The sequence below is a fragment of the Bacteroides sp. 1001302B_160321_D4 genome, assembly GCF_015667765.1.
In the GTDB taxonomy this organism is placed as follows: Bacteria; Bacteroidota; Bacteroidia; order Bacteroidales; family Bacteroidaceae; genus Bacteroides; species Bacteroides xylanisolvens.
Window position 1 is genome coordinate 119,441 of the sequence record NZ_JADPLO010000003.1, and the last position, 15,242, is coordinate 134,682.

The 15,242-nt window shown below is 42.7% G+C and carries 8 protein-coding genes and 1 pseudogene; all 9 read right to left on the reverse strand.

From position 1 onward, the window contains the following. Positions 1–60 precede the first annotated feature (60 nt). The 9 genes and pseudogenes from KFO40_RS02095 to KFO40_RS02135 all read right to left on the reverse strand — a co-directional run bounded on the left by KFO40_RS02095 (position 61) and on the right by KFO40_RS02135 (position 15,230). A complete protein-coding gene (locus tag KFO40_RS02095; protein ID WP_117611264.1) occupies positions 61–1,149 on the reverse strand; it encodes an acyltransferase in 1,089 nt (362 codons plus the stop codon). 26 nt (positions 1,150–1,175) lie between these two features. Further along, positions 1,176–3,230, reverse strand: coding sequence for a beta-L-arabinofuranosidase domain-containing protein (locus KFO40_RS02100; protein WP_117611265.1), 2,055 nt, complete (start codon positions 3,228–3,230; stop codon positions 1,176–1,178). Positions 3,231–3,267: 37 nt separating this feature from the next. Beyond that, positions 3,268–4,482: a retropepsin-like aspartic protease gene (locus KFO40_RS02105; protein WP_248005549.1), complete on the reverse strand. Its 1,215-nt coding sequence runs from the start codon at positions 4,480–4,482 to the stop codon at positions 3,268–3,270. A 302-nt stretch (positions 4,483–4,784) separates the two neighbouring features. Next, complete coding sequence (locus KFO40_RS02110) at positions 4,785–6,179, reverse strand: retropepsin-like aspartic protease (RefSeq protein WP_049701688.1); 1,395 nt, start codon at positions 6,177–6,179, stop codon at positions 4,785–4,787. Between the two features lie 214 nt (positions 6,180–6,393). After that, on the reverse strand, positions 6,394–7,524 hold the full coding sequence (locus tag KFO40_RS02115) for an aldose epimerase family protein (RefSeq protein ID WP_117932300.1): 1,131 nt from the start codon (positions 7,522–7,524) through the stop codon (positions 6,394–6,396). A gap of 143 nt (positions 7,525–7,667) precedes the next feature. Continuing rightward, a pseudogene (locus KFO40_RS02120) lies at positions 7,668–9,029 on the reverse strand (glycoside hydrolase family 125 protein); the annotation flags it as partial. Positions 9,030–9,142: 113 nt separating this feature from the next. Beyond that, positions 9,143–11,425 carry a GH92 family glycosyl hydrolase gene (locus KFO40_RS02125; RefSeq protein WP_211146037.1) on the reverse strand — a complete coding sequence of 761 codons (2,283 nt, stop codon included), beginning with the start codon at positions 11,423–11,425 and terminating at the stop codon, positions 9,143–9,145. 12 nt (positions 11,426–11,437) lie between these two features. Further along, a complete protein-coding gene (locus KFO40_RS02130; protein ID WP_128858799.1) occupies positions 11,438–13,915 on the reverse strand; it encodes a glutaminase domain-containing protein in 2,478 nt (825 codons plus the stop codon). 55 nt (positions 13,916–13,970) lie between these two features. Further along, positions 13,971–15,230, reverse strand: coding sequence for a glycoside hydrolase family 76 protein (locus KFO40_RS02135; protein ID WP_128858800.1), 1,260 nt, complete (start codon positions 15,228–15,230; stop codon positions 13,971–13,973). Positions 15,231–15,242 lie beyond the last annotated feature (12 nt).

Genomic DNA, 15,242 nt, shown 5'->3' on the forward strand with positions numbered 1-15,242 from the left:
TTTATAGCCTAGGATCATCTGCCTGAAGTCAGTAGTATATGCTACTTTGTTTCCGGATATTTATCCTACTATCCATTTACTGCCCGGTATAAACGAAATGATCTTAGTTGTTACAAAACAACAGATAAACGTAACCACTGCGATACATGGTATAGCGGCAACAGTGGGAAGCGCCAATGTATCTTTGAACACAGTCACCCACAGTCCGAGCCAGAATATGTGCATAAGATACATGCCATAGCTAAGTTTCGATGTTTCCGTCACCAACTTGGGAGCTTGCGGACGTTTGATACATGTAAACATAAGGAATGTACCCGTTGTGAGAAGCACACAGTTAATGGTACAGAAAGCCCATCCTATTTCTATTACAGGTGTGGAATGGAGTTCGCCGGGTATAGCCTGCACATAGAATGAATAAATAGTCCATACAGCACCGATCACCATTAAAATGGTTCCTATAATGAAACGTTTGGAACGGTTCCAGGTAAGGTGTACACGAATGTAATGCGCTAGAACAAGATAGCCCAGATAACCGGAGAAGTACCACAACATGTGGTATTCATTCCAGAAACATTGTCCCCACACTTCACCGCACCAACGATTGAGATAAGGCATACAGGTTGACAACACGAACAGCCCTATAAAGAAACGTTCTTCTTTAGCCGTGGCTTTTCTCAACCATGGGGATATAATTGGGATAAACAAATAAAGGCTTATCAGAGGATACATAAACCACAAGTGTCCGGCTAGCGTCGGGAAATTCAGGAATATCCGCGACAAGTCCTTCATAGATGTTTCTCCGTCTATCTGTCCCCACAACATAGGTAGAGTGCTGTACAGTAGCATGAATATGAAAAACGGTGGAAGGATGCGAAGACAGCGCTGGCGATAGAATTGCCACATAGACTGCTCTTCCTTCATCGGTGCAAGCAGGAAGGCAGAGACTATCATGAACAGGGGTACTGCCATACGTGAAAAACCGTCGTACACTGATACCCATAGCCGGTCTACTTCATTTGCCAAAAAAGACTGCGGACCTGCCATATCAGTGGCTCCGGGAGCACAGTAGAAATTCTCACTGGCATGAACAAGGATGACGAGAAAGCATGCAAACACACGGATGTAATCTAAAAAAACAATACGTTTCATTTATTCTAAGTTTTCTAGTTATTAATTTATTCTTTTGTGTTCGGGAACGCAGAGATTCTCAACCGTGCCGCCCCCATAGGGATCAATGTTATTTCTTCTTTATCACCTTTCACCGCATCTTCTTCCGGCAATACGCCACACAGTCCTGTTTCGTCTATCTTCCATTCAGGAACCGGACGACCGATAGCTTTTACTTCTAAAGGTACACTGGCTACTGTGAAAGGATAGTTGTCAGCCGGCCAGGATTTACGGATGACCTTGAAATTTTTCAAAGGTTCTTTCTTATCCAATACCAATGAATAATTCCAGGGGCTATCCGGATAGATTTCAGTAGTAGGCCATTTCTGGGGATCAGCACCTTTCTGCCATTTTGAATCACCGATAGCAGTCTCGCGACTGTCTTTCTCTACATATTTCTCTGCAATCTTGAGAGACAAAGTCAAAGGTCCGTAATCTACGCTTACGCTGTTTTTATTGACCTGCCAGGTACGCATAGACAAAGACATCGGAAGAGTCAATTCCACACGGTCACCATTCGCCCACTCGCGATTGATGCAAAGATATTTTCCCGCTACAGGAGCTGCACTTACCTTCTTGCCATTCACCCGCACTTCCGCTTTTTGAGTCCATGAAGGAATACGAAGATAAAATGGAAAAGCAACCTTTTCATCGGTAGAAACAGTGAAGGCAATGCCTTCTTCAAAAGGATAATTTGTCTCTTCGTGAAGAGTGATTTCCTTGCCGTCACCCACTTTCACTGTAGCTTTGCAAGCTGCATAAATAGCTGTTGCCACTCCGTTGTCGGGAGTTGCCAGTACCAGATGTTCGGTGAAGTAAGGCCAGCCCTGTGCATGATTGTGTTGGCAGCAACGACTGCTGAAAGGATTCATCGAAAGGAACGGGCCACGATTGTCAATGCCCGGATGATGATTCTTCGAATCACTGATGGCATGGTTCGGACAAGTGATATAACGCAATGCCTTGAAGTCCGGCATCACGGCAGCCGGATAAGAGTTGAACGCTACTTCTTCGCAGTGTTCCGCCCACATGGGATCTCCTGTCATACAAAGCATGATTTCATCGGAAGCCATTTGTTCTACCAAGCCGCAGGTTTCCACTCCCTGTCGGGGATCGATATATCCCAGACGAGCATTTTCATCTGCACCGAACATACCTCCGGGAACCTGTCCAAAAGTACGCCGTATCAGATGATGGACATTATAAGAGGCTTTCAGCATCGCTGAATCTCCGGTCTGCATATAATAAGTGGCAGGTTCACGGAAACATTGGGCGATATTTACATTGTGCCAGTTAGGTAAGGAGGTGGATTTCGTCCAGTCGGCTGTGTTACGGTGAATCTTCTCGGCCAGTTCGAGCAGGAAAGCATCCCCAGTATGGTTGTAAAGCCAGTAGATACTGATGATGTTATCACCGCCACGGCTTTTCTCCCAATAATCTTCCAGAAGTTGGTCATCGGGAACAGTCATCTGCCACTTGAAGTAATTCGTCATCAGGTCAATGACACGCTGATCTTGAGAATACTCATAATAAGATTGCAGACACCAGAGCATAATCATCTGTGCCCAAAGTTCGCGTTTGCCGTTACGTTCATTGACCGGACCGAAATAGCCATCCGGCTGGCGACTGGCAAATACACCTTCAATCCAATATTTGGTTTCTTCAATCATCTTCGGGTCATTCAGGATATATGCTAGATTGCCATACCCTTTGAGCCAGTAAGGGACTTCCTCCCAGCCGTGATCGCCACCAGTTGTCAACCAGGCATTATTATCCTTTTCCAGCCAAGCGCTGATTTCTCCCAAGTGTCCGGTCAGACCGTCACGCTGCAACTCCAGATACTTCTTCACCCATCCTTCAGGCTGAATACTACCTACCGGCAACTTTATAAAATTCAACGGTCGAAGCGGAGCGCGATACCCGATATAATTGGTATTGACGGACTGTATGTCCGGTCGGTCCACTACCGTCACCGTACCACTAGAAGAAGCAGACGCACAAGCTGTAACCGCCACTCCAAGCACTATCGATGCAAAAAGTCCTTTCGTTTTATTTTTCTTCATTTCGTCTATTCTATTCTCATTTAGATTATTTCAACTCTCATTGCGCTGCTTCAAGACGCATATTGTCAAGGTCCAGCAGCACTTTCTTTCCTATTCTCCGATAAAAGCCATTGCCTATAACTCCATCAAAGAATATACCGGGAACTATTTGGCCAAGAGGATATGTTTTTACAGCTTCCGGACCAGGAGGCTGCATTAATTTATCATCAAATATTATTGCAGGATCTTTTAACGTTTTATATGTGATCGCCCGTGCCTGATGCAGCATAGCTACCCCGAATGTATTCTTTTTACTGGTAGAACCAATCAGCAGTTCTTTCTGATGTTTCTCGTAAAATGCAGAATCTACTGTAATATATTCATCAGAACCCGTATCCAGATGAGCCGTAAAATCAGTTCCATTAAGTTTTATACGCATATACAAATCGTATTTGTATGCATAAACATTGGGGGCTTTAGAAAGGTGAGCATTGGGCACAGAGACGGGGAAACACATTCTGTTATGTTCGTAATCAGTCTGTATCTTCCCTATCAATTTCATTACCGGCAGTCCAAGAAACACACAATCCGTAAACAATGTACGCACCGAATCTACAACAGTATGAGCCTTCTTCCTCTTCTTTCTTCTCTTAATTGATAAACCGGATACAAATGGAACACTCGCGGTGTCCGAGTAAATGAAGGCTGGAATATTGTAAAAAGTTATATTTCCAACTTCAATAGAATCAATGATACTCCGGACAGAAATCAAGTTCTCATTGATCGTTACTTTATTCTCGTCAATGCTGTCATATCTAAAGCCCATCCCATCCGCCAACTTTCTACTTAGGATACAGTAGGGGCCCACCCCTGTATCAAAGATAGTGTTCTGTGATATTCCATTATATTTTGCCTGGAAAACAGACTTATCACCTTCTTCTATATCAACAAAAGAAGACGTTTCGTTCCGTTTCATTTTTATAGGAGGCAGATTCACTGCATTTTCAGCATAGGATAAGAAATTCTCTGTAGCAGTTCGCCATTCCTCATATTCTTTTCCGCCTATATTTGTCTTTGTAAGACTTTCATTCCAAATTCGTTTCATCTGCAGATAAGTATCCAATGCCTTATCCGTATCCCCTAGTTCTATGTACGCATCAAACAAATTAGAATAAAAAACAAGTGTTTTCTCCCCAAAAGTTGCATAATGGTGAGGTATAAACTGCTCTAAATAGTAAGCGACACTGTCTGTCTTGTTTAAAAATTGCGCCATTCGAAATTTATAGTATAACTCTAAATCAGGAGGGACTGTCGTTGTCTCTGATAGATTCTCGTACAATTCCTTTGATTCAAAATATCTTCCATTATACATTAGCTTGTCCAACTCTTGTAATCGTTCAACAGCGACCTGTCCATGTAATGTAAGTGGAGTAAGCATAAAAATAAGACAGATGATATAATATGACCTACGATATCTCATACTACTATTGATTTACATTTTCTTTCTTTTATAGGCTATCTCATTATCCAGTGAGCTTTATTTGGCATCAACTTATACATAAAAACACCCAACTCTCATTGCACTGCTTCAAGACGCATATTATCAAGGTCCAGCAGCACTTTCTTTCCTATGCTTCGATAAAAACGATATCCTACAAATCCATCAAAGAGTGGTGCTATAGATTTAACAGAATATACCCTTACCTCATCATCTATAGTCGGAGGCTGCATTAATTTGTTATCAAATATAATTACAGGATTTTTTAATGATTTATATGAGGACATCCGCGCCTGATGTACCATAGCTACTCCAAACCTATTCTTTTTCATTACAAAACCAATTGGCATCTCTTTCTGATGTTTTTCATAAAATGCAGAATCAACTTCAATATATTCACCAGATCCAGTATCCAGATTAGCCGTAAAATCAATGTCATTAAGTTTTATACGCATATAAAGCCCTTTTTCGTATGCATAAATATTTGCTTCCTTGGAAAGAGTGACATCTGAAACAGGGAAACACATTCTATTATGATCATAATCAGTCTGTATTTTCCCTATCAACTTCATGATCGGTAGCCCAAGACATACACGCTCCGCCACCCATGTACGCACCGAATCTAAAGCCTTCTTCATCCGCCTCTTCTTCCTTAATGAACTGGATACATACGGAATACTTTCAGATTCCTTATAGATAAGGGTAGGAATATTATAAAAGGTGATATTTCCGACTTCAATAGAATCGATAATACTTCGGACACAAACCAAAGTCTCATTCACCACTACTTTATTCCTTTCAATGCTGTCATATCGAATCCCCATCCCCTCGGCTAACTTTTTACTCAAAAAACAGTAAGGTTGCATCCCTGTATCAAAGATAGTAGTCTGTGATATCCCATTATACTTTGCTTGAAAAACAGGTTTGTCATGTCCTTTTATATCCACAAAAGAAGATGTATTGCTCCGTTTCATTGTTATAGGAGGCGAATTCACGGCACTTTCAGCATAGGATAAAAAATTTTTAATATCAGTTTGCCACCCCTCATACGCTTTACCATTTATATTTGAAAGACTTTCATCCCAAAGCTGTTTCATTTGTTGATAAGTACATAGTGCCTTATCTTTATACCCAAGTTCAATGTATGCATCAAACAACATAGAATAAAGAATTAACACTTGATTTCCACAATCCTCATAATAATAAGGTATATACTTCTCCAAATAGTAAACAGCACTATCCGTCTTGTTCAAAAACTGTGCCATCCTAAATTTATAGAACAAATCTAAATCAGAAGGGATAGTTGTCGTATCAGACAGATTCTTATACAGCTCTTTTGATTCAAAATATCTCCCATTAAACATTAGCTTGTCCAGCTCCTGTAACCGTTCTGCATCTACCTGTCCGCATAATGTAAGCGGAGTAAGCATAAATATAAGACAGATGATATAATATGTTTTCCAGTATCTCATAAATTATTGATTTCCATTTCCATCTTTTGAAAAAGAGCTGCCCGATAACAGACTTATCAATCCCCCTACTCCCGTAAACCATAGAAATATATTGTAGAGAACAGTCCCAATAAGAGACGGAAGGCCGTAATAAAGCCTCACAAATAGCTGCCTATGAATATATTCCGAAATAAATAATTGGCAACCGAGAGCAGGGAGCTGATTCATAAATCCATTATTTGTCTACAGAGAATTTGAAGATACATTGGCTTGTATACTTTTCGCCCGGGCGAAGTACAGCCGACGGCCATTCCGGTTTGTTCGGAGTATCCGGATATTTCTGTGTTTCGAGACATACGGAAGCACGTTGGTTGTAAGTAATGCCTTTCTTTCCTGTCAGCGAACCATCGAGGAAATTACCTGCATATACCTGAATACCCGGTTCATTAGTATAAACGTCGAGTACGATACCAGTCTTCGGTGATTTCAAAGAAGCGCATTTACGGGTTACGTCGCCTTTCGTGTTCAATACCCAGTTGTGATCGTAACCATTGCCGTTTTTCAGCTGTACGAAATCATAGTCGTTGATACGTTCGCCTACCGGAGTCGGGGTGCGGAAATCCATCGGAGTTCCTTCTACCGGAACGATCTCGCCAGTTGTCATGAAAGTACTGTCCACCGGAGTATAATAGTCCGCATCCACCATCAACAAATGACCGGAGTTGTTGCCGGCATCGCCTTCAAGATTAAAATAAGAGTGGTTGGTCATATTTACAATCGTCGGTTTGTCTGTTTCCGCTTCGTATTGAATATCGATGGCATTATCGTCCGTCAGTTTCATCAACACTTTACAAGTGATGTTTCCCGGAAAACCTTCTTCACCGTCTTCTGCACGGTAAGTCAACTGTAATTCCTGCGGATTCAACAATGCTGCATCAAACACCCGGTATTGGAATCCTTGCGGTCCGCCGTGCAAACAATGACCGTAGTTATTGCGGGGAAGCTGATATTCTACACCATCCAAGGTAAACTGTCCCTGATTGATACGATTGGCATAACGTCCGATAGTCGCACCGAAATCCGAAGGCTTGCTGATATAGTCCTGAATAGAATCGAAACCGAGAACAACATCACGCATCTGTCCGTCTTTGTCGGGAACCATCACTGAAACAATACGTCCACCGAAGTTCGTGATACAAACTTCCATGTTGTTCTTGTTACGCAGAGTGAACAAATCAGTCTTCTTTCCATCTACTTCTGTCTGGAATTTACTCTGCAATAAACCGGAATCTGTAGCCTTTTCAGCTTTCGGAGTACAAGCTGCCATTAAAAGGGCGGCAACTGCCCATACACATAACTTTTTCATGATACAATTGTTTTTTAAATATTAGTTTTCAGCTATTCATATTTAGATGCAGACGACGCGGATAACGCGTTTTTTCTAATTTTGCATCAGAAAAAGAGCCGCATCACCCGCGTTATCCGCGTTCAAATTACTATGTCAGCATATTACTGTATACTATTCAATAAATCTACCTTTCCTTCATTAACCAACTTCAAAATCAACTCACCGAAAAGAGTATTCTGCCAGGCAAACCATGCGCGGGTAAATTTCTTCGGATTATCCTTATGGAAAGATTCGTGCATAAAGCCGGTGTCAGCATCCGTGTCCATCAACATCTTAATGCAAGTCTTGATTTCGGCATCATTCTGACTTGTGAAGGCTTTCATCATAATACTCATCGGCCATACCATATCGTAACCGATATGCGGTCCGCCGATTCCTTCGCCTGCCTTGCCTTTAAAGAAATAAGGATTGTCCTCACTCCACACAAAACGGCGGGTATTCTGATAAATCGGATCGTTTACATTCACATCACCCAAATAAGGCATCGCAAGCAAACTCGGCACATTGGCATCATCCATCAGATGATGATTTCCAAAACCATCTACCTCGAATGCATAGATTTTACCATATTTAGGATGGTTATACACCGCATATTTCTTTAAAGCTGTTTCCACCTCCTGCGCCAAGTCCTTACATTCTTTAGACAAAGCTGTCTTCTTATTTACCGTCTCCAGAATCTCGGCAGCCTTGCGCAACGAAGATACAGCGAAGAAATTGGAAGGTATCAGGAACTGAAGCGTAGTAGCATCGTCCGAAGGACGGAAACTGGAAACAATCAAACCGACTGGTTTCACCGGTGCTCCCAGACCGTCATTGCTCACAGTATCCAGTGCACGTTCCGTCTTACGTTGAAATTTATAAGGACCTACTCCGTCTTTACGTTGTTGCTCTTTGAATGTTTTCAGTACATTAGTGATTGCCTGAATCCATTCTTCGTTGAATATGCTCGCATCTCCGGTAGTCTTCCAGTAATGATAAGCCAAACGCAACGGATAACACAAGGAGTCTATTTCCCATTTACGTTCGTGCAACTCCGGTTTCATGTCTGTAAGGTCACTCATCCAATGACCGTCAGGAATAGCGCCGTCATTAAAAGCATTCGCGTACGGATCGATATTGATACATTTGAACTGGCGGAGAATAACACCTGCCAGCATTTCTTTCAGTTCAGGGTCCGCATTAGCTAATTGCACATAAGGCCATACCTGTGCACCGGAGTCGCGTAGCCACATAGCATGAATATCACCCGTATATACGAACGTATCCGGTTTGCCATCGCTTCCTTTACGGAAATGTACGGTTGTATCCAGTGTATTCGGGAAACAGTTGGTAAACATCCATGCCAACTTCGCATTCTTCAAAAGTTTCTGTACACGGAGAATCTCCTTCTCTACCGCATTGGAACGGAACAAACGATTGGATATTTCCGGGCGGTTATCTTTCTGAATAGCATCCGCCAGACATACATGCATTTCCGTCATACGGTTGGAGGCTTGTAACTGCCCGCCACAGAGAAGCATACCTGCCAGCATACCTGCACTGATATATTTGATCTGTTTCTTCATGATTACTTCTTCTATTTAAATTCGTTAGAGAAAGAATAAGGGAAATCGGACTCTTTTGTACCACGTTGCTGATTGGGTTTCGCATCCATCTTGAAAGAAATGCTAGCGCCATTCAACAAATCCTGATGAGTCAGATAGTTTTTGGTATATTCTTTACCGTTCAATTTCATCGACGAAATGTAACGTTTATCGTCTCCGTTATTCGGAGCAGAGATAGTCACCGTCTTTCCGTTTTCCAGATGCAGCTTCATCTCCTTGAAGTAGGGAGTACCCAAAACATATTCATCCGTACCCGGACATACCGGATAGAATCCCATTGCCGAGAATACATACCAGGCAGAAGTCTGGCCGTTATCCTCATCACCGCAATAACCATCGGGAGCAGGGGTATAAAGTTTGTCCATCACTTCACGAATCCAATGTTGCGCTTTCCAGGGTTGGCCGGAATAGTTGTACATATAGAGCATGTGCTGAATCGGCTGGTTGCCATGTGCATAGTTGCCCATGTTCATAATCTGCATTTCACGGATTTCATGAATAACGGCTCTATAATAACTTTCATCGAAAATCGGAGGCAGGATAAATACAGAATCCATCATCTGGTTGAATCCGTCTTTACCACCCATCAAATCGATCAGACCTTGAGGATCGTGGAATACCGACCAGGTATAATGCCAGCTATTACCTTCCGTAAAGGCATCCCCCCACTTCAACGGATTGAACGGAGACTGGAACGTACCGTCTTCATTCTTACCACGCATCAGTTTGTGTTCGGGATCGTAGAGATTCTTATAATTCATTGCACGCTTTGCAAAGATTTCAATCTCTTTTTTCGGTTTCTTCAAGGCTTTACCCAATTGATAGATACACCAGTCATCGTATGCATATTCCAGTGTACGGGCTGCATTCTCGTTAATACCTACATTATAAGGTACATATCCCAATTTATTGTAATACTCATGTCCTAATCGTCCGGTAGAACGAACATTCGGATGCACTGCATTCGCTCCATGTTTCACGGCTTCCCACAATGTCTCGATATCGTATCCTTTCAATCCTTTCAGGTAGGCATCGGCAACGACGGAAGCGGAGTTGTTTCCAACCATGCAACCTCTGTGTCCCGGACTTGCCCATTCCGGCAGGAATCCGCTTTCTTTATAAGTGTTCACCAATCCTTCCTGCATCTTTGTATTCATGGATGGATACATCAGGTTAAGGAATGGGAAAAGACAACGGAACGTATCCCAGAAACCGGTATCGGTAAACATATATCCCGGAAGTACTTCACCATTATAAGGGCTGTAGTGCATCACATCTCCTTTAGCATCTATCTCGTAGAAACTTCTGGGAAATAATACTGAACGATACAGACAAGAGTAGAAGGTACGCAAATGATCGATATCATCATCTTTCACTTCAATACGTCCTAAAACATCGTTCCATACCTTGCGGCCTTTCGCAGCAATCTGTTCAATGTTGTCCGTACCCAGCTCTTTCAGGTTCAGTTCCGCCTGTTCAGGGCTGATAAAAGAGGAAGCCACACGCACATTTACCTGTTCGCCCTTGCGGGTTTTGAAACCGATCAGTGCACCGGCATGATTGTCTGTCGCTTCCAGTTTGTTGGTGTCAATCACACCACTGGCTACGGCAGCCGTATAAGTAAACGGTTTGTCGAATACTAGTACAAAGTAGTTTTTAAAGTTGACAGGAACACCACCGCTGTTTTTAGTGGTATAACCGATAATCTTGTTCTCCGAAGGGATTACTTTCACAAACGAACCTTTATCAAAGGCGTCTACCACTACATAAGAGTGGTCGTTTTCGGGGAAAGTGAAACGGAAAGCAGCCGCTCTCTCTGTCGGAGCAATTTCGGTCACTACATCATGATCGGCAAGATATACTTTATAATAATAAGGAGTAGCCGTTTCAGCTTTATGAGAGAACCAACTGGCACGCTCATCCTGATTAAATACTGCCTTACCGGTTACCGGCATGATGGCAAATTGACCGTAATCATTGATCCAGGGACTTGGCTGATGGGTTTGTTTGAATCCTCTGATCTTGTCAGCGTCATACGTATAGGCCCATCCATCGCCCATTTTACCAGTCTGCGGAACCCAAAAGTTCATTCCCCAGGGCAGCGCAATGGCAGGGTAAGTATTTCCGGTAGATAATGCGTGCTTTGACTGCGTACCAACCAGCGGACTAACATAGTCCACCGGTCCGGTAATTGTTTTTGCAGTCATAGCCCATGCACTAAGTAACGTAAAAGCGAATAGAGCTAGTTTCTTCATGGTATTTTTGTTTTATTTAATCAGTTTTCCTTCAAGCATTTTGATATAATATCCACCTACAACGGAACGTGCCTGGAAGCCTCTTTGATTCGGTTCGTCTGTAAATACCCAGTCGGACATCGGAACACGGTTAGGTGTAACGTTCATAAACAGATATACGGGTTCGATAAATTTCTCAAAGGTAGCTTTGTCATTTGCCAATGTAGCTGTCCACATGATCCAGTCGGTCTTTGTGTATGTTTCACGGTTATCCAACGGAAGACCATATTTATTTTGCTTCGAAAGATAGTAAGCTATTTCCGTTTCTGCAACATTTTTAGGGAAGATTTGCAGATTCAACAGTTTATCCCACACCAAGTTATACTTCTGGCTCCATGTTCCCGGTTTGTCAAATGTGAGACGATAATGGTCACCATCATCAGCCATTTTCACCCATTCGGCAGCCATTTCTTTCGCTTTCTGTGTGTACTTTTCAGCCACATCTTTTTTGCCCAGCATATCTGCCAGATAACCGTATGAAGCAACACCCATGATTGCTTTGATAGAAAGGTTGGCATTGTGTGCAAAGTGACCTGCAAAGTCATCGGTACAAAGTTGGTTGGCCGGATCAAGTCCGTTCTCTACCAGATAGTCTGTCCACGTAGTCAGGGTTTCCCAGTGTTTCTGTGCGTAATCTGCATTACCTTCTACCTTTGCAATGGCAGCAGCCAATACTACCATATTACCCGATTCTTCTACCGGCATATCACCGCCATAAGTCTGGCCGTTAGCCAATGGATAAGTACCGATATCATGCGCAGCAAATGGTTTCGCCCATTTTCCGCTTTCGCTATAATAGAAGATATGGTTCATGGTAGCTTTCACCAATTCCGGATTGTAGTATAAAAGCAACGGAGCTCCCGGATAAGTCAGGTCGACTGTTCCGATGGAACCATTACTGAAGTTCTCCTTAGAAAGGAATACCAAGTCGCCGTTCGGAGCCTGTACCAGTTTATGTGCAGCCAATGCCTGACGATAAGCCAATGCACAAAGTTCGGCATATTTACGTCCACCAGCAGCAGTAGCTTCTTCCATCAGTTTCTTGTCGAAAGCAGCGCTGTTCTTCATTTGTGTCTTGTATTCTTTCTCTGCTTTCTGGAATTGGGAAACAATCGTTTCATTACCCTCACGATTCCAGTAAGGACGCAGGTTATCACCAAAGTATTGGATAGAATAAATATCATCATATCCGATCAACAGATGGCCATCAGCTTTTTGTGTTTCGCCCAATGAACGTACCAAAGCCAGTTTATCATAACCGTTTGTGGTAGGAGCTTCCAGTTTATTGGCTACGAAGTTCTTGCGCAGCTCTCTGCCGTCACCGATTGCAGATGTGCTGTTTTCCTTTTCAGCTGCCAGATAGAAATGTCCCCAGTCGATACGAACATCATCACCCTTTTTCTTCAGAATCTCCTGATTGCGGCTTCCGGTACGAAGGAATAACAAATCGCCGTCAGTAAAGCTGTCGGCAACAGATTCCTGGTGAGGTTGGTCGATTGCCCATTGCGGAGATGCTTCGAAATACAATTCAACCTGATGTTTCTTTCCGTCATTGGAGGCTACTTCATAAGAAATATAGTTGACCGGACGTGACAACAAGTCCAGATTATCCATGAACATAGGAGCGGTAAATGTCAGTTTCAAATCTACCGGACCGCAAGTAAATGTATAATAAGTCTGCATAGGTTGTACGTCTACAGAAGTTTGTTGTGCTGTTTGATGGAAAGAACGATAACCGTCCAATTCTACCAGTAATCCGAAATCCAGCAGTCCGTTTCCTACCCGGTTATGACAATAGCCTGCAATCAGATTTTCACCCGGTTTCAAAGAGGCTACTACTTCTTCCGACAGTTTTACCCGCTCGTTCTTTTTACAAGCATTACCTGTATCCACTACCTTGATGCCGTTGATATAAATAATAGCATCATCGTCGTGAGAGAATTCAAGATATACATTCTTTCCTGTCAAGTCTTCCTGAATATCAGCTACCCGGCGTACCCAGATAAATTCTTCTCCCCATTGGGTTTTGGCTGTATGCTCATTCTCCATGGTTCCGAAGGCAGCTTCGCCTTCTTTCCATGCTTTATCATTGAATCCGGCATTCTGCCATCCGTCAGCAGGCTGTTGAGTGGTATACTTTCCTGTCCAGCTACCTTGTTCGGATGTCTTTACCAAAGGACGTAGTTCCAGTTCTTCCGTTCCCATGAAACGGTAGGTTTGTCCGTCTACTTTTGCAACACCAAGTAAAGAAAAATCCTTGCCTGTCCAATGTTTTACAGGACTGTCGTATAGATTGTCCGTAGTAGACCATGCACTAGTATAAGGATCAATTGTCACCAGCGGATATGCCGGAGCACGTAATTCATTCTTCTCGTGCTGTTCTACCTGGGTCTCACAGCTACAAAGTACAGAAGCTGTTCCCAGCAACAGCATCATCAGTTGTTGTTTCATAATTTAATTCACCTGTTTATTTAATCTATTTTACGCAAATTCCGTCGTTTTCTATTTATTTCTTAGCCGGAAACAAAAGCATCAATGCCGGTATACCGGAAGCAGAATAACTGTCAATTTCCGCACCTTCCGGCAACTTTTTATAGTATTCGCCTCCACATACATTCCGTGTCTTATCTCTGTTTGCCCAACCTATTTTGATGGTACGTTTCAGGAACGGGAGATATTGAGTTTGTCCGCAATCATACACCAACCATGCCATGTATTCCGCAAAGATAGCAGTATAGATACCCTGTTCAATACCACCTTCGAAAGGTAGCACTTTATGTTCTGCAGACATATCTTTCACTGTATAGTCTGCTGCCAGAATAGCATTGTCCAGATAACGTTTCTCTCCGGTCGCCTTATAAAGCAGTATGGAAGCTCCGATAAAGGTTGCCTGATTGTATACATGTGCTTTCCATGCGGGATTGCCATTTCCATGACGGCTATCGGCAATCTTTCCTGTTGCTTTATCCAAGAGATTTTCCACTCCCCATTCATAGATTTCTTTACCTTTGGCAAGATATTGAGCTTTCGTCTGATAATCCGGCCGTTTGTCGGTCGATTCTTTTCTATTTTCAGGCACGTTATTGTAGAGGGTTAATGCTGCAACAACTGTCGGAAAGTTGATACATGCCATCTTTCCATCACCGAATTTATTCGGTTTCGGATTTTGAATGGGTTGCCATTGCCAGAACATACCTCCGTTTTCTTTGTCATACGAACCTGTATCACCCACTTTTTCCGAGCCATACCATACCCGTTTGAAACTGGCTTCCGAGAGTTTCAGATATTCATCCACTCCAAAAAGCTCGTAACCGCGTGCCAGGCTGATCGTCCACCACATGATGTCATCGTAGATGAACCAGCCGGTATTTTCATTGTTATCATCAAAATCAAACTGACAATATTGCGCTTTGTTCCCTGCGAATATTTTCTCGCAGAGTGTTTTATAATAACTTGTCTTCTTTCTGTCTTTCTGTGCTTTTGCCAGTTTATAGGCATTCATTGCCATATCCCAATAAATAGGTTGACACCAGATAGCCGCTGCTCCATTGCCACGGTCAACAGCACTTGGATAGGACGAATTTGTCTTGTAAATATATTTATTGGAGTCTAGTAGTGTATTATTAAATCCTTCATAAGCTGCCCATACATCTTCGTTCGTATACGCATGCTTCTTCTGGTTTGCTTTTCCTAAATTACCGACTGCCCATGTGGTAGTTGATACTCCCAATAGTAGTGTCAGAGCCAAAAGAATTTTGCTTTTCATGATAGTTTATAA